Origin of the sequence: Stenotrophomonas maltophilia (assembly GCF_900186865.1) — a bacterium.
Taxonomy (GTDB): Bacteria; Pseudomonadota; Gammaproteobacteria; order Xanthomonadales; family Xanthomonadaceae; genus Stenotrophomonas; species Stenotrophomonas maltophilia.
Genome location: NZ_LT906480.1, coordinates 4,389,327 through 4,411,421, shown reverse-complemented (window position 1 = coordinate 4,411,421; position 22,095 = coordinate 4,389,327). Strand labels below are relative to the sequence as shown.

20 protein-coding genes are annotated in these 22,095 nt (G+C 67.8%); 8 read left to right on the top strand and 12 right to left on the bottom strand.

The features are described from left to right. The first annotated feature begins 62 nt into the window (after positions 1 to 62). Complete coding sequence (sppA, locus tag CKW06_RS20755) at positions 63 to 1,985, top strand: signal peptide peptidase SppA (RefSeq protein ID WP_005411204.1); 1,923 nt, start codon at positions 63 to 65, stop codon at positions 1,983 to 1,985. Between the two features lie 98 nt (positions 1,986 to 2,083). On the opposite strand, the gene CKW06_RS20750 is transcribed toward sppA, so the two are convergent. Then, positions 2,084 to 2,296 carry a hypothetical protein gene (locus CKW06_RS20750; protein ID WP_005411203.1) on the bottom strand — a complete coding sequence of 71 codons (213 nt, stop codon included), beginning with the start codon at positions 2,294 to 2,296 and terminating at the stop codon, positions 2,084 to 2,086. A 111-nt stretch (positions 2,297 to 2,407) separates the two neighbouring features. Here CKW06_RS20750 and CKW06_RS20745 point away from each other — a divergent pair, with 111 nt between their 5' ends. Continuing rightward, positions 2,408 to 3,184 (top strand): SDR family oxidoreductase, encoded by a 777-nt coding sequence (locus tag CKW06_RS20745; protein ID WP_005411202.1) that lies wholly within the window; start codon positions 2,408 to 2,410, stop codon positions 3,182 to 3,184. Positions 3,185 to 3,277: 93 nt separating this feature from the next. Here CKW06_RS20745 and CKW06_RS20740 read toward each other — a convergent pair whose 3' ends face one another. From CKW06_RS20740 to CKW06_RS20700, 9 genes are all read right to left on the bottom strand, one after another. Further along, positions 3,278 to 4,024, bottom strand: a complete 747-nt coding sequence (locus CKW06_RS20740) for a hypothetical protein (protein ID WP_005411201.1) — start codon at positions 4,022 to 4,024, stop codon at positions 3,278 to 3,280. A gap of 22 nt (positions 4,025 to 4,046) precedes the next feature. Continuing rightward, on the bottom strand, positions 4,047 to 4,736 hold the full coding sequence (locus CKW06_RS20735) for a DUF4124 domain-containing protein (protein ID WP_024957895.1): 690 nt from the start codon (positions 4,734 to 4,736) through the stop codon (positions 4,047 to 4,049). A 43-nt stretch (positions 4,737 to 4,779) separates the two neighbouring features. Next, the gene (gene tsaC / locus CKW06_RS20730; RefSeq protein ID WP_005411199.1) at positions 4,780 to 5,370 is read right to left on the bottom strand and encodes an L-threonylcarbamoyladenylate synthase type 1 TsaC; all 591 of its coding nucleotides are present in this window, start codon (positions 5,368 to 5,370) and stop codon (positions 4,780 to 4,782) included. A gap of 129 nt (positions 5,371 to 5,499) precedes the next feature. Next, positions 5,500 to 7,992 (bottom strand): DNA topoisomerase I, encoded by a 2,493-nt coding sequence (locus CKW06_RS20725; RefSeq protein ID WP_005411198.1) that lies wholly within the window; start codon positions 7,990 to 7,992, stop codon positions 5,500 to 5,502. A 193-nt stretch (positions 7,993 to 8,185) separates the two neighbouring features. Then, positions 8,186 to 9,118, bottom strand: a complete 933-nt coding sequence (locus CKW06_RS20720) for an RDD family protein (RefSeq protein WP_024957896.1) — start codon at positions 9,116 to 9,118, stop codon at positions 8,186 to 8,188. A 49-nt stretch (positions 9,119 to 9,167) separates the two neighbouring features. Further along, positions 9,168 to 9,926 (bottom strand): pilin, encoded by a 759-nt coding sequence (locus CKW06_RS20715; protein WP_005414606.1) that lies wholly within the window; start codon positions 9,924 to 9,926, stop codon positions 9,168 to 9,170. 39 nt (positions 9,927 to 9,965) lie between these two features. Next, positions 9,966 to 10,439 (bottom strand): DUF494 family protein, encoded by a 474-nt coding sequence (locus tag CKW06_RS20710; protein WP_024957897.1) that lies wholly within the window; start codon positions 10,437 to 10,439, stop codon positions 9,966 to 9,968. Positions 10,440 to 10,482: 43 nt separating this feature from the next. Continuing rightward, on the bottom strand, positions 10,483 to 11,610 hold the full coding sequence (gene dprA, locus CKW06_RS20705) for a DNA-processing protein DprA (RefSeq protein ID WP_024957898.1): 1,128 nt from the start codon (positions 11,608 to 11,610) through the stop codon (positions 10,483 to 10,485). A gap of 167 nt (positions 11,611 to 11,777) precedes the next feature. Next, positions 11,778 to 12,911: a LysM peptidoglycan-binding domain-containing protein gene (locus CKW06_RS20700; RefSeq protein WP_005414604.1), complete on the bottom strand. Its 1,134-nt coding sequence runs from the start codon at positions 12,909 to 12,911 to the stop codon at positions 11,778 to 11,780. 126 nt (positions 12,912 to 13,037) lie between these two features. On the opposite strand from CKW06_RS20700, the gene def reads away from it, so the two are divergent. The 5 genes from def (at position 13,038) to CKW06_RS20675 (ending at position 19,081) form a co-directional block, all read left to right on the top strand. Continuing rightward, on the top strand, positions 13,038 to 13,550 hold the full coding sequence (gene def / locus CKW06_RS20695; RefSeq protein ID WP_005411192.1) for a peptide deformylase: 513 nt from the start codon (positions 13,038 to 13,040) through the stop codon (positions 13,548 to 13,550). Between the two features lie 120 nt (positions 13,551 to 13,670). Further along, complete coding sequence (gene fmt / locus CKW06_RS20690) at positions 13,671 to 14,594, top strand: methionyl-tRNA formyltransferase (RefSeq protein WP_024957899.1); 924 nt, start codon at positions 13,671 to 13,673, stop codon at positions 14,592 to 14,594. Between the two features lie 3 nt (positions 14,595 to 14,597). Next, positions 14,598 to 15,929 (top strand): 16S rRNA (cytosine(967)-C(5))-methyltransferase RsmB, encoded by a 1,332-nt coding sequence (gene rsmB / locus CKW06_RS20685; RefSeq protein WP_024957900.1) that lies wholly within the window; start codon positions 14,598 to 14,600, stop codon positions 15,927 to 15,929. A gap of 23 nt (positions 15,930 to 15,952) precedes the next feature. After that, positions 15,953 to 17,674, top strand: coding sequence for an ArnT family glycosyltransferase (locus CKW06_RS20680; RefSeq protein WP_024957901.1), 1,722 nt, complete (start codon positions 15,953 to 15,955; stop codon positions 17,672 to 17,674). A gap of 132 nt (positions 17,675 to 17,806) precedes the next feature. Further along, entirely contained in the window at positions 17,807 to 19,081 is a 1,275-nt protein-coding gene (locus CKW06_RS20675) for an O-antigen ligase family protein (RefSeq protein ID WP_199801545.1), read from the top strand. Here the strand turns inward: CKW06_RS20675 and CKW06_RS20670 are convergent. Together CKW06_RS20670 and CKW06_RS20665 are read right to left on the bottom strand one after the other, a co-directional pair. Next, positions 19,054 to 20,175, bottom strand: a complete 1,122-nt coding sequence (locus CKW06_RS20670) for a glycosyltransferase family 4 protein (protein ID WP_024957902.1) — start codon at positions 20,173 to 20,175, stop codon at positions 19,054 to 19,056. The two genes, CKW06_RS20675 and CKW06_RS20670, sit on opposite strands and share 28 nt — an antisense overlap. Before the next feature lie 43 nt (positions 20,176 to 20,218). After that, positions 20,219 to 21,037, bottom strand: a complete 819-nt coding sequence (locus CKW06_RS20665; RefSeq protein ID WP_005414597.1) for a glycosyltransferase family 2 protein — start codon at positions 21,035 to 21,037, stop codon at positions 20,219 to 20,221. Here CKW06_RS20665 and CKW06_RS20660 point away from each other — a divergent pair. Next, entirely contained in the window at positions 21,036 to 22,094 is a 1,059-nt protein-coding gene (locus CKW06_RS20660) for a CDP-glycerol glycerophosphotransferase family protein (protein ID WP_024957903.1), read from the top strand. The two genes, CKW06_RS20665 and CKW06_RS20660, sit on opposite strands and share 2 nt — an antisense overlap. The last annotated feature ends 1 nt before the right edge of the window (position 22,095 follow it).

Genomic DNA, 22,095 nt, shown 5'->3' with positions numbered 1-22,095 from the left:
ATGCTGCATCACGCGGCACCGGCTATGCTGGTACCACGGCAAGAAGCCATCCGGAGCGTTCCATGAATCAACCCGTGCCCCCGCTGCCCCCGGCGCGTCGCAACCCCGTCGCCAGTTTCTTCATCGGGCTGTGGGACGTCATGAACTTCACCCGCCGGTTGATCCTCAACCTGCTGTTCTTCGGCTTGCTGTTCCTGCTGCTGGTGATGTTCGTCATCGCGGCGGGCATGGGTGCCGGTGCCAGCAAGTCACTGCAGGATCGCACCACCCTGGTGATCGCCCCGGAAGGTCGCCTGGTCGAGCAGTTCAGCGCCGACCCGGTCAGCCGTGCACTGGCCAAGGCGGTGGGCGACAACGGCGCCGAAGAGATCCAGCTGCGCGACCTGCTGCGGGTGATCGAGTCGGCCAAGGAAGACAAGAAGATCGAGCGCGTGGTGCTGGAGCTGGACAAGCTGCAGCCGTCCGGCTTCGCTTCGCTGCGTGAAGTGGCCACCGCGCTGCAGGACCTGCGTGCCTCCGGCAAGCAGCTGGTGGCCTACAGCGAGAGCATGGGCCAGTCGCAGTACCTGCTGGCCGCACAGGCCGACGAGGTCTACCTGGATCCGATGGGGTCGGTGGTGCTCGAGGGCCTGGGCCGCTACCGCCAGTACTTCCGCACCGGCCTGCAGGACAAGCTGGGCGTGGACGTGCACCTGTTCAAGGTGGGCGAGTACAAGTCCGCGGCCGAGCCGTACGTGCTCGATGCGGCCTCGCCGGCCTCCAAGGAAGCCGACCTGTTCTGGATGAACGACGTGTGGCAGCGCTATCTGGCGGACATCGCCAAGGCGCGTCGCCTGGACCCGGCACAGCTGGCCGCCGGCATCGACACGCTGCCGGAAGGCATCGCTGCCGCCGGTGGCGACCTGGCCAAGTTCGCCCTGCAGCAGAAGCTGGTGACCGCGCTGAAGACCCGCGAGGAGTTCGAGGATCTGATGATCGAGCGCGGCGTGGCCGACGACGATGCCGACGGTGGTTTCCGCAACGTCGACTTCGGCACCTACCTGGGCCAGCTCGATGCGCGCCGCAACCCGGTGGACAACCGTCCGCAGGTAGCGGTGGTTGTGGCCGCCGGCGAAATCAGCGGCGGCGATCTCCCGGCCGGCCGCATCGGTGGCGAATCGACCTCGGCGCTGCTGCGTGCCGCGCGTGACGACGAGAACGTGAAGGCGGTGGTGCTGCGCGTGGATTCGCCGGGCGGTGAAGTGTTCGCCTCCGAGCAGATCCGCCGCGAAGTGGTGGCCCTGCAGGCCGCCGGCAAGCCGGTGGTGGTGTCGATGGGCGACCTGGCCGCCTCCGGTGGCTACTGGATCAGCATGAATGCCGATCGCATCTATGCCGATCCGTCGACCATCACTGGTTCGATCGGCATCTTCGGCATGGTGCCGAACTTCAGCCGCGCGCTGGACAAGATCGGCGTGCACACCGATGGTGTCGGCACCACCCGTTTCGCGGGTGCGTTCGATGTCACCCGCCCGATGGATCCGGCCGTGGGCCAGGTCATCCAGTCGGTGATCAACAAGGGTTACGCCGACTTCACCGGTCGCGTCGCCGACGCCCGCAAGAAGCCGGTCGAGGCCGTCGACGAAGTGGCACGTGGCCGCGTGTGGAGCGGTGCGCAGGCCAAGGAACGTGGCCTGGTCGATGCCTTCGGTGGCCTGAAGGATGCCGTGGCCGATGCCGCCAGCCGCGCCAAGCTGGGCAAGGCCGATGCCTATCGCGTGCGCTACATCGAGAAGGCGGCAACGCCGTTCGCGCAGTTTGTCAGCGGTTTCGCCGGCAGCCGTGCCGGCGCCTGGATGCTGTCCGACTCGGGCATGGCGCGGATGGTGCTGGCGCGCACGATGCCGGAAGTGGATACGCAGCTGCGCTTTGTCGAGAACGCGGCGCGCGAGAAGGGCAACGGCACGCCGGTGAAGGCGCTGGCCTACTGCTTCTGCGGGTTCTGATCGGCAGCGGTGACGAATGAAAACGCCCGGCCCTGGCCGGGCGTTTTCGTTGGTGGGGTCGGATCCCTTTGCCCCGCAAAGGGCTCTGACCCCACAGGTCACTGCGTCGCGTCGGCCTCGGCCTTGCGTTCGCGTGCGGCGGCCTCTTCCACGGCCTTCCCTGCGTCCTTCGCACGGTCCAGCGGTTCCTGCATCGCACGCGACATCGCTTTGGGCACCGGTGGCTTCTCCGGGTTCGGCGTCGGCGGCCGCTGGCAGGCCACCAGCAGCACGCCGGCCAGCAGGGACGAGAACAGGGTCAGGATGCGCATGGCGGCTCTCCGCAGTGGGCGTACGTGCAGTGTCGCATCCTCGGCAGAGGGCCGCCGTGAGCGCGTATCCTTGCCGCATCGAAATGCAGCGGGCGCGGCCCCGGAGGAAACATGACCCAGCAACGGTGGCGCCTGGACGGGCAGACCGCCCTGATCACCGGTGCCAGCGCCGGTATCGGCCTGGCCATCGCGCACGAACTGGCCGGCTTCGGCGCGGACCTGATGATCGTCGGGCGCGATATCGACATGCTGGAGACCGCGCGCGACGAGCTGCTGGATGTGTATCCGCAGATGCAGGTGCACGCGCTGGCCGCCGATGTCTCCGACGACGAGGACCGCCGGCAGATCCTGGACTGGGTGGAAGACCACAGTGATGGCCTGCACATCCTGGTCAACAATGCTGGCGGCAACGTCACCAAGGCGGCCACGGAGTATTCAGAGGACGAATGGCGGAAGATCTTCGAGACCAACCTGTTCTCGGCGTTCGAGCTGTCGCGCTACGCGCATCCGCTGCTGGCTCGCCACGCATCGTCGTCGATCGTCAACGTCGGCAGCGTGTCCGGCCTGACCCATGTGCGCAGCGGCGTGGTCTACGGCATGAGCAAGGCCGCGATGCACCAGATGACCCGCAACCTGGCCGTCGAGTGGGCCGAGGATGGCATCCGGGTCAATGCAGTGGCGCCGTGGTACATCCGCACGCGGCGGACCTCCGGTCCGTTGTCGGACCCGGATTACTACGAGGAAGTGATCAACCGCACGCCGATGCGTCGTATCGGCGAGCCGGAGGAAGTGGCCGCCGCGGTGGGCTTCCTCTGCCTGCCGGCAGCCAGCTATGTCACCGGTGAGTGCATCGCGGTGGATGGCGGCTTCCTGCGCTACGGGTTCTGATCTTTCAGCGGGTAGTGCCGGCCGCTGCCGGCAACTGCAATCATCTGAAGATCCTGTGGTTGCCGGCCAGCGGCCGGCACTACCGGGTGGCGGTCACCCCGGTACCGGGCAGTTGCTGGCCTCCAACACCGCCTGCAGCCGCTCGCGTTCACCGCGCGCGGTATCGCGGTTTTCCGGTGCGGCGAAGCGTTCACGGCCGCGGGCATCGCGGAAGCGCTGCTGCCAGCTGCCGCATCGCTGTGCTTCGGGAAGTTCCTCGCAGCGGTCGCGTACGACTTCGCAGCCGGCCGCGTTCATCGGCGTGACCCCACCCAGGCCCTGCACCGTCATCGGTTCGCAGCGACCAGGTGATGCCTCGTACTCGTGCAGATAACCACCGCCCTGTCCATCGGTGCACTGGAAGATCGGGGGAAGCGGCGGCTTCGGTGGACCGTTGCCTGCTTCGGCACGGGCATCGGCATCACGGCGCAGGGTCGCACTGTCGAGAATCTGGTTGGCACCTTCGCGTTCAACCATTCCCGCTTCCATGATGGTGCGTCCTTCGTCCGCGCGTCGTGGTTTCGCTGGGGCCGCAGGGGCAACGGCCGGTCCGGCCGGCACCGGCGCGGGTGTTTCGACGGGGGCGGGTGCAGGTTCCGCAGCCACAGGTGCAGCGGCAGCCGGCTGCGGGTTGGCCGGGCCGGGCACGCGCAGCACCTGCTGCTTGCTGCCGGTGGGGCACGGCGTGCGCTGCAGGGTAGGGACGTCACTACTGCTGGAGGTACAGCGGTAGATCACGCCCTCTTCGGCCAACGCGCTTCCGGGCAGCAGCGCCAGAAGCAACCAGATCAGTCTGTTCATGCTCACAGCGTACAGGCTGCGCTCAAAGCTGGCAGTCGCGTGACAGGCGCGCGTCGATGCCACGCTGTTCGTTGCTGATGGCGGTGCGCTCGCTCTGCAAAGCGCTGTTGTAGCGACGGTCCAGTTCCCAGCGGCGGTCGCGCAGGCGCGCACAGACCTCCTGTGGCGGCAGCGCGTGGCAGCTGTCGCGCACCAGCACGCTGCCGGCCGGGACCTGCACGCCTACGCCGACGGCGGGCGGCCGGTAACCGGGACCCTCGCCGACGGGCGGACCGATCGGTGTGCCGATGGCCGGGCGCGGACCCGGGTACGATGGGCCCCGATGCCCGTGTGGCAGCCAGACGCTGGTCCACAACGGCACCCAACGCGGATTGCCCTCGTTGCTGTCGCTGGTATAGCGCTGGCCATCGTCGCGCACGCATTCGTACAGCGGCTGCGGCGGCTGGATGTAGACGTGGCGGACCTCGCGGTCACGCATCACCGGAGATTCGTCCGGCGGTGCGGGCGGCGCATCGCTGCGCACCACCCGCGGCGCTGGATCGCGCGGGCGCTGCAGGTCGCGGACTTCCTGGCGGCCGCTGTTGCAGGGCCTGTCCTGCAGGGCCACGGCGCCGTTGCTGGCGACGCAGCGGTAGACCCGCACATCCTCGGCCGCCGGTGCCGTCGATGGCAGCAGCAGGCACAGGCCCAAAGCGGTGCGCAGCAGGTTCATGACGGCAGGGTGCGCGATTGTCCGGGGCAGCGCAATCGACCGCTCAGGAGCGCAGCACGTTGCCGCTGAGCGCGTCGCGGATCGGGGTGGGCTGGGCCAGGCCGCCGGTTTCGCCATCCAGGATGCCATCAAGCAGGCGCAGCAGGCGTGGATCCAGTTCTTCGCGGCGGCGCGCCGGTGGTTCGCCGGCCAGGTTGGCGCTGGTGGAGACCAGCGGGCCTCCCCAGGCACGGCAGAGTTCGGCCACCAGCGGGTGGGCGCTGATGCGCACGGCGATGCCGCTGTGCTCCCCGGTGACCCACGGCTGGGCACGGGGTCCGGCCGGCAGGATCCAGGTGTTGGCGCCGGGCCAGCTGGCCAGCACCGCGCGCTGGCGTGCGTCCGGCAGGGCCTGCAGGCGCACCCAGCCTTCCAGCTGCGCCAGATCGGCCGCGACCAGAATCATGCCTTTTTCGATCGGGCGTTGTTTCAGTCGCAGCACCATGTGCACCGCCGCCTCGTGCGAAGGGTCACAGCCCAGGCCCCAGACCGCTTCGGTCGGGTAGGCGATCACGCCGCCCGCGCGGAGCGTGGCGACAGCAGAGTCCAGGGTGAGTTCTTTCATGGCGGCGACCGGCCCGGCGTGGGCCTTCATTATCCCCCTGCTGCGTGCAGAAGGGGTGGACCCTGGCACCCGGTAGTGCCGGCCGCTGGCCGGCATGTGATGCTTCTGGGGTTGCCGGCCAGCGGCCGGCACTACCCCTCATCCACGTATGGCGTGGAGTTACTTCGCGGCCTTCTTGACGGCCTTCTTCGCCGGGGCCTTCTTCGCGGCGGCCTTCTTTACTGCTTTCTTGGCCGCGGCCTTCTTGGCAGGCGCTTTCTTTGCAGCGGCCTTCTTCGGCGCCGCTTCCTTCTTCACTGCCGCCTTCTTGGCCGGGGCTTTCTTTGCAGCGGCCTTCTTGGCACCGAAGCCCTTGCGCACCGGCTTGCCGGTTTCTTCCATCAACTGCTGCACTTCAGCCAGGGTCAGCGACGCCGGTTCGCGATCCTTGGGGATCTTGCCGTTCATCCTGCCGTCGCTGATGTACGGGCCGAAGCGGCCGTTCAACACCTGGATGTCGCTGCCCTCGAACTCCTTGATGATCCGGTTGCGCGCGATCTCTTCCTTCTCTTCGATCAGGAACACGGCGCGGGCCAGGTCGATGGTGTACGGGTCGTCCTCCTTCTTCAGCGAGGCATAGGTGCTGCCGCGCTTGGCGAACGGGCCGAAGCGGCCGATGCCGACGCTGACCGGCTCCCCGTTGTCCTCGCCCAGTGCACGCGGCATCAGGAACAGCTCCAGCGCGTCTTCCAGGGAAATGGTGTGCATCGACTGGCCAGGGCGCAGCGAAGCGAACTTCGGCTTCTCCTCGGCATCTTCGGCGGTGCTGCCGATGGCGGCATAGGGCCCGAAACGGCCCAACCGCACGCTGACCGGCTTGCCGGTCTTGGGGTCGGTGCCGAGCTCGCGCGCGCCACTGGCCTCCGCGCGGTCGACCGATTCCTTCTTGTCTTCGACCAGTTCCTTGAACGGTTCCCAGAAGCGCGACATCAACGGGATCCAGTCTTCTTCGCCACGCGAGACTGCATCGAGCTCGTCTTCAAGCTTGGCGGTGAAGTCGTAATCCACGTACTGGGTGAAGTGGCTGGACAGGAACTTGGACACCGCGCGGCCCACATCGGACGGGCGGAAGCTGCGCCCTTCCATTTCCACGTACTTGCGGAACAACAGGGTCTGGATGATCGAGGCGTAGGTCGAGGGACGGCCGATGCCGTACTCTTCCAGCGCCTTCACCAGCGCCGCTTCGGTGTAGCGCGGCGGCGGCTGGGTGAAATGCTGTTCGGCCTGGATGCGTTCCAGCGGCACGCGGTCGCCGGGCTTCATCGCCGGCAGCTTGCGGCCTTCGTCCTCGTCCTCGGCACTCTTGTTGTCCTTGCCTTCCTCGTACACGGCCAGGAAGCCGGGCACGACCACGGTGGTGCCGCTGGCACGGAACACGTGTTCGCTGCCGGCCGACAGGTCGACGCTGACCGTGTTGAGCGTGGCCGGAATCATCTGGCAGGCCACTGCACGCTTCCAGATCAGTTCGTACAGGCGGCGCTCGTCGTCGGTGAGGAAGCGGGCGACCTGGGCCGGGGTGCGCAGGGCCGAGGTCGGGCGCACCGCTTCGTGCGCCTCCTGGGCGTTCTTCGACTTGGTCTGGTAGGTGTTGGGTTGGTCGGGCAGCGAGGCGATGCCGTAATCACGGGCGATCACGTCGCGGATCTCGGCCAGCGCATCCTGCGACAGGTTCACCGAGTCGGTACGCATGTACGAGATCAGGCCGACGGTGCCTTCGTCACCAATCGCCACGCCTTCATACAGCTTCTGCGCCACCTGCATGGTCTTGCGGGTGGTGAAGCCGAGCTTGCGCGAGGCTTCCTGCTGCAGGGTGGAGGTGGTGAACGGCGGCGCCGGGCGGCGCTTGCGCTCCTTGCTGGCCACGTCGGTGACGTGCAGCGAGCCCTGCGCGGCCTGCTGGATGCGCATCCGCGCCGCTTCAGCGGTGTCGCCATCGGTGATGGTGAACTGCTCGAACTTCTGCCCGTCCAGCTTGATCAGCTTGGCGTTGAAGTGCTGCGACGGGTGCGCGCACTCGGCGGCGATCGACCAGTACTCGCGGGCGATGAAGGCTTCGATCTCTTCCTCGCGCTCGACGATCATGCGCAGCGCCGGGCTCTGCACGCGGCCGGCGGACAGGCCGCGCTGGACCTTGCGCCACAGCACCGGCGACAGGTTGAAACCGACCAGGTAATCCAGCGCGCGGCGCGCCTGCTGGGCATCGACCAGGTCGCTGGCGATCGCGCGCGGCTGGCTGATGGCTTCCTTGATGGCGCGCGGGGTGATCTCGGTGAACACCACGCGCTGCATCGGCTTGTCCTTGACCAGCCCGCGTTCCTTCAGGATCTCGGCGATATGCCAGCTGATCGCTTCACCCTCGCGATCCGGGTCGGTCGCCAGCAGGATGTCGTCGGCGCCCTTGGCGGCCTTGGCGATCGCGTCGACGTGCTTCTCGTTCTTGTCGATCACGTCATAGTGCATGGCGAACCCGTTGTCCGGGTCGACCGCGCCTTCCTTCGGAATCAGGTCACGCACATGCCCATACGAGGCCAGGACGGTGTAGTCCTTGCCGAGGTATTTGTTGATCGTCTTGGCCTTGGCCGGCGATTCGACGATGAGCAGGTGCTTGGGCATGGCAGCAGGGTCTGTGGGGCGAACCGTGGGGAAGGGGCCGCTAGGGTGGAGCAAATGGCCGCATTAGTGAAGCGGCCACGCGCAAATCCATAAACTGAACGCCCGGTAATGTGCCGGGCGTTCAGGTTTCACCTTATTAGAGGAATCACGCCCGGCCAGCCCGTGTCAAGCAGCCAGCCGTGAGGATGGCCGTTCAGGAGGCCATCTTGGCGATGAAGCCGACCGCGAACACCAGCAGCGCCAGGCCCACCAGCGACAGTACTGCGGTCAACACCAGTACCAGCACGGTGACGGTGCCCAGCTCGCGGCGCTGCAGGTGGGGCTGGTCGGTGTAGGCCCAGCGGTCGACCACCAGAGTGTCGCAGATCATGTCGTGCAGGCCCTGCTTGCGCTCGGTGAAGGCCGCCATCAGGAAGCCGATGCCGAGGGTGAAGCTGCTCAGCAGCATGGCCCAGTAACGACCGAACGCGCGGGCCTTGGTCAGGCGCTCGCCGTTGCCGCGGACGACCTTGATGCCGACCGCCATCTTGCCCAGCGTGGCGCCGCCCTTCGAGGCATGGAACCAGGTGTAGTACGCCATGCCGATGCAGAGGTTGATCAGGGCACTGGCCAGCTGGGCCACGATCTCGATGGCTGATTCGCCACTGCCCACCGCGCCCATGCTGGCGCCCAGGATCGCACCGAGGATGGCTCCTATCATGCTGCCGGGGATGACCAGCACGAAGTAGTCGATCATGTAGGCCGCCACGCGCTTCCAGAAGCCTGCGTAGACCACTTCACCGCCAACCACAGGCTGTGCGTGGCCACCGCTGCCGACGGCGGCTGGAGCGCTGTATGGCGAGCTGCTGAGCGCGCCGGTGCCGGGCAGCGGTGCGGTGCCGCTGTCGATGGCGGCATAGTCGCTGCGCAGGTCGAACCCGCCGCTGCTGGTGGCAGTGGTGGCATCGGCCAGCGTCTGCAGGCCGAGCTCGTCGACCACCTGGCGCAGTGCAGCCCACTGGGCCATGCCCTCGCGCCAGACCAGGGTGTCCAGGTTCAACTGGCCGCGCTGGAAGCGCTGGCGGATCTCCTGGACCGGCAGCGGGCCCTGGCGTTGCTGTCCTTCGGCGTAGTACCACTCAGTCATTGCATGTTCCCTGTTGAATCATCCTTGGAGGTGCTGGCGTGCGCGTGGCTCAGCCGCGGCACGTCGGCGGCAGGTACTTGTCGTTGCTTTCGCCACTGCATTCCCACCGGCCGCTGTCGCGATCGTATTCCAGCCACAGCAGGTCGCCGTCGATGCCCTTGCCTGGTACCGCCAGCGTTGCTTCGATGCCGCAGTGACCGTTGTTGAAGCGGCCGATGTTCACCGCCGACAGGCCCGCGTTGGCGAAGTCGCCCGGGGCCGGGAAGCCGGCGTCATTGGCACCCGGGCAGCGCCCTTCGTCATCGGCGAAATGCTGCACCTGGTCCTTCAGCGGCTGCAGCGCGGCCACGGCGCCGGCGACTTTGCTGCGCACGGTGTAGTCGTTGTAGGCCGGCAGCGCGATGGCGGCCAGGATGGCCACGATCGGGACCAGTACCAGCAACAGGGCACCACCGATGATGGCGGTCAGCGCACAGCCGGACAGCTTCTTTTTCGGTGCCGGCAGGACGGTGGCCGATGCACTGGCGGCGTAGGGCGTGGACGCCGGCAGTACCGGCGGCTGCGGCGGAGGCGGTGCGACGGGTTCCGGTTCCGGTTCGGGTTCGACCGGCGGTACGGCGGCGTCCAGCGCCGGCACGATCAGGCCGAGTTCGTCCACGACGGTGCGCAACGGCTGCCATTGCGGCAGTCCGTCGCGCCAGACCAGGGTGTCCAGGGTGATCTGGTTGTTGCGGAACAGCTCGACCAATTGTTCCGCCGGCAGCGGACCTTGCTGCCGGTTGCCTTCTGCATGGAACCACTCGCTCACGGGGACGCTCCTGAATGCGCTATGCCCCCAAGTGTACGGTCAGTGCAGGGGTTCTGGCTCGTCCATGAACATCTGCGTCTCCATCCAGGCATAGGCCGCTTCGGAGCCAGGCTGGTTGAACAGCACCATCAGTACGACCCATTTCAGGTCGTCCAGGTCCAGTTCGTCCTGGTCCAGGGCCATCGCCCGGTCCAGCACCAGTTCGCGCTGGTCGGCGTCGACGATGCCGTGCTGTTCCAGGTACAGCAGGAAGCCGCGGCATTCCACGTCCAGCTTGTCCAGCTCGGGGCCGTGGTAGACGCGCACGGGGCCGTCGACCCGTGCCTGGGCCACGCTCGGCCGCTGCGCGGCCAGGGCGTCGAGCCAGTCGAACGCCTTGTTGATCTCGGTTGGGCTGAAACCGGCCTGGATCAGGCCGTTCTGGAGCGAATCGCGGTCACGGATCAGGTCCGCGTCTTCGCTGAAATAGTGTTCAAACAGGTACAGCAGTACGTCCAGGATGCTCTCTTTCATTGCCCCTCGGCCTGCGTCGCGCGACGCTGTGGAGGTGAAGAAACTAGGGAGTTCGACAGTAGCGGCCGTGTACGCACACCACGATTCCCGCCAGTTCCATGGCCAGCAGCATGGAGGACACCTGGGGCGCCGTCAATCCACAGCGTGTGATCAGTGAATCCATACTGCTTGGGTCGTGGTCCAGGGCCCGCCACAAGCACTGGTAGTCAGGGTCGTCGGCCCAGCGCGCCGGCAGGAGCGCCGGCGGTGCCTGTTCAGTGGGGGTGCCCAGCCGTGATTGCAAGCCCGGCAGCTGCTGGCGAAGGGCAGGGGCCAGCAGTTCCAGCACTTCCTCGGGGCGCTCGACTAGTGCGGCCCCTTCACGGATCAGCCGGTGGCAGCCCGCTGCGCGTGGGTTGAGTACCGAGCCGGGCAGGGCACAGACTTCACGGCCCGCCTCGGCAGCCAGCCGTGCGGTGATCAGGGCGCCGGAGCGTTGCGCGGCCTCGACCACCACCGTCGCCAGCGCCAGCCCGGCCACCAGGCGGTTGCGCGCGGGGAAGTGGCCCGGGCGTGCCGGTGTGCCGGGCAGGTACTCGCTGAGCACCGCGCCCTCGGCGGCGATCCGCCCCTGCAACCGTTGGTGGCTGTCCGGATAGGCCCGATCAGGGCCGGTTCCGATCACCGCCACGGTGCAGCCGCCTGCCTCCAGTGTGGCCAGGTGGGCGGCCGCGTCGATGCCGGCCGCCAAGCCACTGGTTACGGCCAGTCCGGCCTCGACGAAGCAGCCGGCAAAGCGCGCTGCCAGCGCGCGTCCTCCCGGGGTTGGCGAGCGGCTGCCGACCAGCGCCACCGAGGGGCGCCAGGCCAGGCTCGGATCGCCCGCCACGAACAGCGCCAGTGGCGGGTTCGGGACGTCCAGCAGGGGCGGCGGAAAGGCCGCATCGGTAAAGGACAGCAGATGGTGGTCGTCGTCTTCCAGCCAGTGCCGCGCCACGGTCCAGGCGCGGGCGTCGGGGTGTTCCAGTGCAGCGCACTGCTCTGGCGTGCAACCGTGCGCGCGCCAGTTCGCGGCGCCCTGCGCGATCGCGGCCTCCGCGCTGCCCGCGGCCTGCAGCAGGGACCGCCGTGGCGCCAGCGCGCCGCCTGCCATCACCAGGCGCAGCAGCGCCTCATCAGCTTGCTTGGTCATTCCCCCACTATCGAGCGCATGCAACAAAGGCGCCCTAGGGCGCCTTCGCATGTGGCTGTCAGGTTTTGCCGGAGACCGCCCCTGTAGAGTCGACTGTCAGTCGACTACCGCGCGCAGCGCGGGCGCTTTCGGGGGGGTGGTGAAGAGCAGTCGACCAACAGTCGACTCTACCGCGCGTCCGGGTGCAGCGCGTTGTACCCCACGCGCACCGGCTTCACGCCCTGCATCACCAGCGCGTAGCTGACATTGTCGAAGGTGCGGAACACCATGGCATGCGCCGCGTACTCGTCCGGCAGCGAGACCCGGCCGGCGCCGGTGCTGAGCGAATCGTCCGTGCGCGACGAGTTCGGGTACTTCATGCGGTGCGCCACATGGCGGCCCGGGCGCCACAGCGAGAACACGGTTCCATTGTCCACGCCCTGCGTGCGACCAGCCGAGATCGCGATCACGTCGCGGGGGCCGCCGGCAGTGAACATGTCGGTGACGGCCAGCACGCGTACGTCGACGCCCTCGACGCCTGCGGCGGGGACATGGGGCACGAACTGCAGGTCGTACGGCCTGGCCTCGATCGGCACCAGGCGGTCGCCGGCACGCACCTCACGGCCGCCTTCGTTCTTGTCCAGCACCAGGGTGGACGCCTCGACCTTGCCTCCGGCGACATGGGTGATGGTGCCGGTGGCGACCTGGGCCAGCTCATAGCCGAGCACGCCGCGGCGGTGGTTGGGTGCGCTGTAGGCGCGCCACAGGTTGCCGCTGCCCGGGGTGACGTCGCCGTTGGCGGTCAGGTCCTCGGTCGGCTTGGGCTGGGCGTAGCGCACGGTCGGGCGGACAACCGCCCAGCGCTGGCCTACCTGGGCGTCAGCCAGGCGCACATAGACGGCGTGGCCGCTGGTGGCACGCAGGCGTTCCTCTTCCAGGCCGGCCACGTAGGGCAGCTGCTCGATGCTGTCGACCACGCTCAGCTGCTTCAGGAACGGCTCGACCTGGGCCAGCGGAATGGCGTCGATCGGGGCCTCCTGGCGTGGGCCGGGCCGGGCCGCCACGGTTACCCGGTCCAGGTAGGCCAGGCTCAGAACGTCACCGGGATAGATCAGGTGCGGATTGGCGATCTGCGGATTGGCCTGCCAGATCTCCGGCCACAGCCACGGCTTCTGCAGGAAACGTGCGGCGATATCCCACAACGTATCCCCTTTTCGGACCACATAGGTGTCCGGGTGCCCGCCATTCACTTCCACGGCGGTAGCATAGGCAGCCACGGTCAGCATCGCCGCGGCGACGACCGTACGAAAACGAAGCAACATAGGTGTGAAGCCCTGATTCCCCAACAGGTCCGCGCACTATAGTCCAGAAACCGGGGCGCAAGGCAAGCGTTGGAGCTAGAATCTGCGACGTATGCCGGCGTGCCGGCCCCCTATCCGGAAACAGCCATGGCCCTTCTCCCCATTCTCGAGTTCCCCGATCCGCGCCTGCGTACCAAGGCCGCGTTGATCGAAGCTGCCGAAGTCACCACGCCGGCCTTCCAGGAACTGATCGACAACATGTTCCTGACCATGTACGACGCCCCGGGCATCGGCCTGGCCGCCACCCAGGTGGACGTGCACAAGCGCTTCATGGTCATCGACGTCAGCGAAGAAAAGAATGAACCGCATGTGTTCATCAATCCGGAAATCGTCGCCAAGGACGGGGGCCGGGTGTACCAGGAGGGCTGCCTGTCGGTTCCGGGCATCTTCGCCGACGTGACCCGTGCCGACACCATCACCGTGAAGTACCTGGACCGCAACGGCCAGGAACAGCAGATGGAGGCTGGTGACGTGCTGGCCACCTGCATCCAGCACGAGATGGATCACCTGGACGGCAAGCTGTTCATCGACTATCTGTCGCCGCTCAAGCGCGAGATGGTGCGCAAGAAGCTGGCCAAGCAGCGCAAGCACGTGGCGTGATCGCCAATCCGGGCCACCCTTCGGGTGGCCCGTGCCTGCGCGGCTCGCGCGGGCTCTACGGCGCCGGCCGACGGCGCCGTTTTCTTTCCTGCACGAATCCATCCTGCAAGTGGGGTAGCCATGAGGATTGTCTTTGCCGGTACGCCGGAATTCGCGGTGTCGTCGCTGCGCGCGGCTGCGCGCCACCATGAGGTCGTGGCCGTCTATACCCAGCCTGATCGCCCGGCCGGCCGAGGCCGTGGCCTGGCGCCTTCGCCGGTCAAGCTCGAAGCCGTGGCCCGTGGCATTCCGGTCTACCAGCCGGAGTCGCTGAAGGACGCGGCCGCCCAGCAGCAGTTGCGCGACCTGCAGCCGGACCTGATGGTGGTGGTGGCCTATGGCCTGATCCTGCCCAAGGCAGTACTGGCCATCCCGACCCATGGTTGCTGGAACGTGCATGCCTCGCTGCTGCCGCGCTGGCGCGGCGCTGCGCCGATCCAGCGTGCGATCCAGGCTGGTGACGCGAAGACCGGGGTGTGCCTGATGCAGATGGAGGCTGGCCTGGATACCGGCCCGGTGCTGCTGCACCAGGAGCTGCCGATCGCCGCCACCGATACCGGCGGCCAGCTGCACGACAAGCTGGCCGAGCTTGGTGCCCAGGTGTTGTCTGATGGCCTGGGCCTGCTGCGCGCGGGCATCAAGCCGATCGCGCGACCGCAGCCGGAACAGGGCGTGACGTACGCGCACAAGCTGGACAAGGCCGAAGCCAGGCTGGACTGGGCGCAGGACGCCGACGCGCTGGCGCGTACCGTGCGCGCGTTCAATCCGTGGCCGATCGCCGAGGCAACGCTGGCTGGCGAACGCGTGCGCATCCATGGTGCGGTGGCACTGGAGGCAGACCACGGCCAGGCGCCGGGCACCGTGCTGGCCGCCGGCCGCGACGGCATCGACATTGCCTGTGGCCAGGGCGCGCTGCGCCTGCGCGTGCTGCAGCGTGAAGGCGGCAAGGCGATCACCGCTGCCGATTACCTCAACGCTCGCCGCGACCTGCGCGTGGGGGCATAAGCGGTGTCCAAGCAGAACGATTTCTCCGTCGCCAAGGCGGCACCGGGCGCGGCCACGCGCATGCTGGCCGCACGCGTGCTGGCACAGGTGTTCACCCGTGGCCGTTCGCTGAAGGCCGAACTGGCCTGGGCGCTGCCGAAGCTGGCCGACAGCCGCGACCGCGCGCTGCTGGAAGCCCTGTGTTTCGCTGTGCTGCGCCGTCGCAGCACCTATGACGCGGCCTTGCAGGCCTGGATGCAGAAGCCGCTGTCGGCGCGCGATGCCGACCTGCGCACGCTGCTGATGGTCGGTTTCGCCCAGCTGGACGTGCTCGAACTGCCTGCGCACGCAGCGCTTTCGGCTACGGTCGATGCGGCGCGCGCGCTGGGCCGTGAGCGCCAGGCAGGCCTGGTCAACGCGATCCTGCGCCGCGCCCAGCGCGAGGGGTTCCCCGAGCAGCCTGCGCGCGACGCCTTCCCGGAATGGTTGGCTGATGCGATCGAACGCGACTGGCCGGCGCAGGCCGAAGCGATCTTCAGCGCCAGCCTGCAACCCGCGCCCTTGTGGCTGCGTGCCAACCGCCAGCACGGCGGTCGCGACAAGGCCCTGGCGACGCTGGCCGAGGCCGGCATTGCCGCTGAAGCCACTGCACTGTGCGCCGATGCGTTGCGCCTGGCGACCCCCGTTGCCGTGAACCAGCTGCCGGGCTTCGGCGATGGTGCACTGTCGGTGCAGGACCTGTCGGCGCAATGCGCGGCCGATGCGCTGGCACCCGCGACCGGTGCCCGCGTGCTGGATGCCTGCGCGGCACCCGGCGGCAAATCGGCGCATCTGCTGGAGCGTGACCCGAGCCTGCGCCTGCTGGCGCTGGATATCGACGCGCGCCGTCTGGCCCGTGCACGTGACACTTACACCCGCACCGGTGTGGGCGAGCATGCGCAGACCCGGGTCGCCGATGCCAGCGATCCCGGGTCGTGGTGGGACGGCGTGCCGTTCGATGCGATCCTGCTGGATGCGCCATGTTCGGCCACGGGCGTGATCCGCCGCCAGCCGGATGTGATGTTCCACCGTCGCGCCGAGGACGTCGATGCACTGGTGGGCGTGCAGGCGCGCCTGCTGGAAGCCTGCTGGTCGATGCTGCGCCCGGGCGGCGTGCTGCTGTACGCCACCTGTTCGATCCTGCGCGCCGAGAACATCGATCAGGTGCGTGCGTTCCTGAAGTGGCATCCGGACGCGGTGGCGCAGCCGCTGGGCGATGCGTTCGGCGTGGATTGCGAAGGCGTGGCACGCCAGCGACTGCCTGGTGACAACGATGCTGACGGTTTCTTCTACGCGCGTCTGATAAAAGCAGCCTGACCCCCGCTGCCGTTTCGAGTCCCATGCTGAAGACCCACGCGTCGCGCCAGACGTGGTTGTTCGTGGTGGTGGCCCTGCTGGTGCTGGGGGCCGGGCTCGGTGTCCGCGATCCGTGGCCCTCTGACGAACCACGCTTCGCGCTGGTGGCCAGGCAGATGGTCGACAGCGGTTACTGGTTGTTCCCGCATCGCGGTACCGAGCTGTATTCGGACAAGCCGCCGATGCTGATGTGGTGGCAGGCCTCGCTGTATGGCCTGGTTGGCCACTGGCGCGTGGCCTTCCTGCTGCCCTCGCTGCTGGCCGCATTGGGCACGCTGTGGTGCGTGGTCGATCTGGGGCGCCGGCTGTGGACGCGGCAGGTCGGGCTCTGCGCGGGGTGGGCACTGCTGTTCGCGCTGCAGTTCACCTTCCAGGCGAAGAAGGCGCAGATCGATCCGCTGCTGGTGCTGTTCATCACCCTGGCCAACTATGGCCTGCTGCGCCACCTGCTGCTGGGCCCGGCCTGGCGCTGGTGGTGGCTGGGCTGGTTCTTTGCCGGTATCGGGGTGATCACCAAGGGCGTGGGCATGCTGGCGCTGCTGATGATCGTGCCGGCGGCCATCGCTGCAGCCCTGCAGTGGCCCCGTGTTTCCCTGCACGCACGCGATGGCCGCTTCTGGCTGGCACCGCTGGCCTTCCTGCTGGCGATATCGCTGTGGCTGGCGCCGATGCTGCTGGCCGCGCTGGGCACCGGATCGGACGAGTACCGCGGCTACATCAACGACATCCTGGTGCGGCAGACGGCCCGCCGCTACACGCAGTCCTGGGACCATCACCAGCCGTGGTGGTACTTCTTCGGTGTCATGCCAACGATGTGGATACCCGCGTTCCTGCTGCTGCCGTGGGCGCTTCCGGCGTGGCGGCGGCGCCTGTGCCGCCGCGATCCACGCTACCTGCTGCCGCTGGCGTGGTGGTTGCTGGTCGTGCTGTTCTTCTCGATTCCCCAGGGCAAGCGTGATGTCTACATCCTGCCGGCGCTGCCGATGTTCTGCCTGGCGCTGGCGCCGCTGCTGCCCGGGCTGCTGAAGCGGCGCGATGTGCAGCGCGTGCTGGGAGGGTTTGCCGCGTTGCTGGCACTGGGCTTGAGCCTGGTCGGGGCGCTCGCGTTGCTGGGTGATCCGCGCTTCGAGGTGAACCTTGCCCATGGACGCGGATTGCCGCCCGGCGCGACCGATGCATTGGCGTGGACGATCCTGGCGATGGGGCTCTGGGGTGGCTTGAGCCTGGTGGTGACCGGCTGGCGTCGAAGCCATCTGGCGCTGCTATCGACCCTGGCCGTGGCCTGGGTGCTTTACGGCCTGTTCGGCTACCCGTTGCTGAATGATTCAAGCTCTGCGCGTGGTCTGATGCGTGACGTCGGCGCCCGTCTCGGGCCAGGCGCGGAACTGGGGCTGGTGGCCTGGAAGGAACAGAATCTGCTGATGGCGGACCGCCGCGCGGCGACCTTTGGATTCGAGAACCGCTGGCATGAACAGCTGCAGGCGGCCGTGCGCTGGCAGCGCTTGTCCCCCCGGCATCGCTGGTTGCTGGTGAATGACGATGCCATGCAGGAGTGCATTGATCGTTCGCAGGCGCAGATGGCCGGCATATCCAACCGCCGTCGCTGGTGGCTGGTTCCCGCCGGGGCGGTGTCCGGGGCCTGCGTGCCTGACCTGAAGGAGCTCGAGCGCGAGTACCGGCTGCAGGGGCCACCGGATGCGGACTGAACGAATGAGCGACGGACATGGCCAGTCTGCGTCAACCAGCGGCCTGCTCTGTCCTAGAATGAGGGCCGCTCCCGGCACCGTGCCGGTCTATCGCCATCGACCTGCCGACCGCACCACGTGACTCCGCTTTCCTTGCCTACTTCCCGCACGACGGGCTTCCTGGCCGGCGCCTACGCCGTGGTGCTGGGGGCGTTGCCAACGCTGCTGATGATCACGATGGAGGGCGGCAGCGCGGGGTTCTACCTGGCGATCCTGCTGTCGATCGTCCTGCTGCTGGTGCCCTCGGCCGCTCCGCGCCTGCTGCCCGGTTCCGCCCGGCGCTATGCGTGGATGGGCATCGGCATGGGCGTGATGCTGGTCGGCGTGCTGATCAGCCTGGGCGTGCATGGCATCTGGAAGGGATCGGAGGTCGAAAAGGCCGCACGCCTGTTGTCGATGCTGCTGATCCTGTTCGCCGCGCTGCGGGTGCCGCGCAGGATCCTTGCGCGGGCGATGCTTGGCACCCTGCCCGCGGTGTGGTCGGCAGCAGCCATCATTGGCTGGTTGGCGCTGGAGACCGGCGTGCGGCCTGCCACCCAGCAGTTCAATGCGGTGACCTATGGCGACCTGACCCTGTTGTTCGGTGTGCTGAGCCTGATGTCGCTGGGCCTGCCGGTGACCCGTTTCACCCGCATCGAAGCCACGCTGAAGCTGCTGACCGGCATCCTTGGCCTGGTCGCATTCCTGTGGACGCAGACCCGCGGTGGCCTGCTGGCGATTCCCTGCTTCCTGCTGATCGGCCTGCTGGTGATGGGGCGTCGGCTTGGCCGGATGAAGATCCTGCTGGGCCTGGTACTCGCGGCCGGCGTCGGCATCGTCGCCACCCATGATGGTGCGTTGCGCGATCGCATCGATGCGGGCGTGAGCGAGTATGGCGATTGCAGTGCCGACCACCTGGCAGATACCTCGGTCTGCATCCGCCTTCAGTTGTGGACCGCGGCTGGCTACATGATCCGCGAGCAGCCGGTGTTCGGTGTCGGTGGTGGTGACCGCTTCCGCCAGGAGCTGGAACGACTTGCCGGACAGGGAAAGGTGTCGGCGATGGTCGCGCGTGATTTCGGCGAGACCCACAACGACCTGCTGTATTTCCTGGCCACCTACGGCGTGCTGGGGGGGCTTGGCCTGGTGCTGGTGTACGTGGCCCCGGCGCTGGTGTTCGTGCCACGCCTGTGGCGTGGCGACGAACGGTCGCGGTTGCATGCCGCGGCAGGGTTGAGCATCTGCGTGGCATTCGCCGTCTTCGGGGTTACCGAAATGATGCTGCGTGACATGCGGACCGCCTCGTTCTATGCCGCCTGGGTTGCCCTGCTGCTGGCCCTGTCCGAGCCGCGCCGGTCAGATCAGGCTGAGGCCAGCACCGCTTCGTAGCTGGCCAGGGTCGCCCCGGCGAAGGTCTGCAGGCCGAACTCACGCTCTGCATGGCAGCGGGCGGCCATGCCCATCGCCGGCAGCGCCTGGCGTTGTTCATACATCGCCTGCACCTGTGCGGCAATGGCGGCCACGTTGCGGGTGGGCACGACCCAGCCGTCGACTCCCTGCTCGATGTTTTCCGGCAGCCCCGCGTAGTCGCTGACCAGCATCGGCCTGGCGCTGGCCATCATTTCGCGGCAGGCGAAGGAAATTGTTTCGATGTCGTTGGACAGCACGAAGCCGACGTCGCCGGCGGCGATCAGTGGGCGCGTATCGGCCAGCAGTCCGGTGAAGTGGACCTGCGTGGCGACATCACCGAGGGCCTGCACCTGCGCGCGTTGCTGCGCGTTGGGCAGGTGACCTGCGACCGCCATGTGTACGTGCGGCCGGATCGCGTCGGGGAGCAGGGCAATGGCCTGCGCAAGGTCGATCCAGCCCTTGTAGTCATCGGTGCCGGCGTTGCTGACCAGCAGCAGCGCATCCGGATCCTGCGTCCATTGCTGCCGCATTGCCTGGCCGGCGTCGGCCGGCAGCGGCGCGAAGCGGTCCAGGTCGACGCCGTTGCGGACCACATCGATCGGGCAGCGCCGGTACGGGCCCTGCTCCAGCAGACGCCCGGTGTGTGCCGAAACCGCAATCACGCGATCGGTGGCCCAGCGGGCCCTGAAGGCATTGCCAAGCGTACGGGTGGGCTTGCTGTTGTGCTTGGTCAGGATGATCGGCGGGCGGCGCATGCCGAGCAGTCCCTGCATCACGAAGCGGTGATCACGAGCACCGTTGACGTGGACCAGGTCGATGCCCTCGTCCCGCACCAGCCGGCGCAGCGCATGCTGTTCGGCCAGTTGTCGTGGCAAGGTCGGCAGGCCGCTGCCAAAGGCCATCGGCAGCGGGGTGGCGATCCCTTCCTCGGCCACCGTGCGCAGCAGGCGGCTGTCGGCGGGGGCTGCGACATGGAGCGTGTGCTGGCCATGCAGGGCGCGCGCCAGGGACACGATGTACGTGGTGTGGCCGCCACCGTCGCCATAGTGGAAGTTGGTGTACAGGATTTTCATGGGGGATCTTCAGGCAACGCGCAGCAAGTGTGACACAGCCGGCTCAGGGCCGTTCCACAGGGGCTGGAGGATCGGCCACCGCCTGGCCGTTGCCCAGCATCCACAGCATGATGGTCTTCTGCCGTACGTAGTTGGCACGCACATAGGCATAGACCAGGCCGTGCCAGCCGTCGCGGAAGCCGCCGCGGAACAGGAAGCCACGCCAGAACCGCCAAGCCGGCGCCAGCACCAGCTTGCCCAGCGTGGCGCGCTTGCCACGCGCGAACTCGTGCTCGGCCATCATCCGCGCGTACTTCTCGGTCTTGGCCAGCTGCTGCTGCAACGATCGATAGGGATAGTGGATGAGATCGCCGCGCAGGGTGCCGACGCTGCCATCGACGCTGGCCGCCTCGTGGATCTCGCGCTTGCCGCGCCAGCCGCCCTGGCGGCGGTCGAACAGGCGCATCACCCGGTCCGGGTAGGCATTGCCGTGGCGCAGGAACCTGCCAAAGTATTCGGACAGGCGGGCGAAGCGGTAGCCGGCGTGGCCGGCGAAGCCGCCGTCACGGGCCTGTTCGATGGCCGCACGCAGCTCGGGGCTGATGCGCTCGTCGGCATCCAGGCATAGTACCCAGTCGTGGCTGGCCTGCTCGACGCAGAACGCCTTCTGGCTGCGGAAGCCCTCGAACCGACGCTGCAGCACGCGGGCACCGGCAGCCTCGGCGATGGCCACGGTCGCATCGGTGGACTGCGAGTCCACCACCACGATCTCATCGCAGAAGGCCAGCGAGGCCAGGCAGTCGCCGATGCGCCCGGCCTCGTTGAACGCGATAATGCACGCCGAGATGCGAGGCCGTTCGATGGGAGCGGTCGTGGAGGACATGATGGCCGGGTACCTGTTGTTTGCGACGGAGCGCTATGCGCTGCCTATTCTCGCCCCGTTGGCGCAGGCGTTGCACGCGTCCGGGCAGGAGGTTGCGGCCTGGTTCGAAGGCGGCGCGGCCGGCAGCAGCCTGCCGGGGGTGGCCAAAGTCGGCCTGAAGCAGGCCCTGGCAATGCGCCCGCGGGCGGTGTTCAGCGCGGCCAACTGGGTGCCGACCTTCCTTTCGGGGGCCAAGGTGCAGCTGTTCCATGGCTTCAATGTGGAAAAGCGCGACAGCGCGCGCGGCCACTTCCGGGTGCGCGGCATGTTCGACCTGTACTGCACGCAGGGGCCGGCCACCACGACACCGTTCCGCGAGATCGCGGCCCAGCAGGGCCACTTCGCGGTGGCCGAGACCGGCTGGCCGAAGCTGGACCCGCTGTTCCGCGATGACGGTGGCGAGAGCGCGGCACTGCGTGCGCCGGCCGGCGATCGCCCGGCGATCCTGTTTGGTTCCACCTTCACCGAGCGGCTGAGTGCGGCACCGCACCTGCATGCGCAGATCGCCGCCGATATCGCTGCCGGTGGACGTTACTGGCTGCTGACCCTGCATCCCAAATGTCCGCCGGAACTGTTCGAGCGCTACCGCGCGCTGGCCGGTGCCAATGCCCGCTTCATCGAGCCGGAGCAGGTGATGGCCGCGCAGCGCGCCGCCGATGTGCTGGTGTCGGACACCTCGTCGATCGTTTCGGAGTTCATCGTCCAGCACAAGCCGGTGGTGACCTTCCGCAACCGCGTGCCGAAGCCGCACATGATTGATTTCGACGACCCGGCACAGCTGCCGGCGATGCTGCAGCGCGCGCTGCATCCGGACGCCGCGCTGCAGGCGGAAATCGTGCGTTACGCCGATGCCATCCATCCGTACCGCGACGGCCTGTCCAGCGAGCGGGTAATCGCGGCCACCGAGGATTTCCTGTCCGGTGAAATGGGTGCGCTGCGCCGCAAGCCTCTCGGCAGCTGGGTGCGCGATCTGCAGATCCGAAGGGACCTGGGCTATTGGGGCCCCTCGCAGCGATGAT

What these genes read in the sequence shown, in the direction of transcription:
- sppA (WP_005411204.1), top strand. Translation starts at nt 63, where the DNA reads ATGAATCAACCCGTGCCCCCGCTGCCCCCGGCGCGTCGCAACCCCGTC.
- CKW06_RS20750 (WP_005411203.1), bottom strand. Translation starts at nt 2,296, where the DNA reads ATGCGCATCCTGACCCTGTTCTCGTCCCTGCTGGCCGGCGTGCTGCTG.
- CKW06_RS20745 (WP_005411202.1), top strand. Translation starts at nt 2,408, where the DNA reads ATGACCCAGCAACGGTGGCGCCTGGACGGGCAGACCGCCCTGATCACC.
- CKW06_RS20740 (WP_005411201.1), bottom strand. Translation starts at nt 4,024, where the DNA reads ATGAACAGACTGATCTGGTTGCTTCTGGCGCTGCTGCCCGGAAGCGCG.
- CKW06_RS20735 (WP_024957895.1), bottom strand. Translation starts at nt 4,736, where the DNA reads ATGAACCTGCTGCGCACCGCTTTGGGCCTGTGCCTGCTGCTGCCATCG.
- tsaC (WP_005411199.1), bottom strand. Translation starts at nt 5,370, where the DNA reads ATGAAGGCCCACGCCGGGCCGGTCGCCGCCATGAAAGAACTCACCCTG.
- CKW06_RS20725 (WP_005411198.1), bottom strand. Translation starts at nt 7,992, where the DNA reads ATGCCCAAGCACCTGCTCATCGTCGAATCGCCGGCCAAGGCCAAGACG.
- CKW06_RS20720 (WP_024957896.1), bottom strand. Translation starts at nt 9,118, where the DNA reads ATGACTGAGTGGTACTACGCCGAAGGACAGCAACGCCAGGGCCCGCTG.
- CKW06_RS20710 (WP_024957897.1), bottom strand. Translation starts at nt 10,439, where the DNA reads ATGAAAGAGAGCATCCTGGACGTACTGCTGTACCTGTTTGAACACTAT.
- dprA (WP_024957898.1), bottom strand. Translation starts at nt 11,610, where the DNA reads ATGACCAAGCAAGCTGATGAGGCGCTGCTGCGCCTGGTGATGGCAGGC.
- CKW06_RS20700 (WP_005414604.1), bottom strand. Translation starts at nt 12,911, where the DNA reads ATGTTGCTTCGTTTTCGTACGGTCGTCGCCGCGGCGATGCTGACCGTG.
- def (WP_005411192.1), top strand. Translation starts at nt 13,038, where the DNA reads ATGGCCCTTCTCCCCATTCTCGAGTTCCCCGATCCGCGCCTGCGTACC.
- fmt (WP_024957899.1), top strand. Translation starts at nt 13,671, where the DNA reads ATGAGGATTGTCTTTGCCGGTACGCCGGAATTCGCGGTGTCGTCGCTG.
- CKW06_RS20680 (WP_024957901.1), top strand. Translation starts at nt 15,953, where the DNA reads ATGCTGAAGACCCACGCGTCGCGCCAGACGTGGTTGTTCGTGGTGGTG.
- CKW06_RS20670 (WP_024957902.1), bottom strand. Translation starts at nt 20,175, where the DNA reads ATGAAAATCCTGTACACCAACTTCCACTATGGCGACGGTGGCGGCCAC.
- CKW06_RS20660 (WP_024957903.1), top strand. Translation starts at nt 21,036, where the DNA reads ATGATGGCCGGGTACCTGTTGTTTGCGACGGAGCGCTATGCGCTGCCT.
- CKW06_RS20665 (WP_005414597.1), bottom strand. Translation starts at nt 21,037, where the DNA reads ATGTCCTCCACGACCGCTCCCATCGAACGGCCTCGCATCTCGGCGTGC.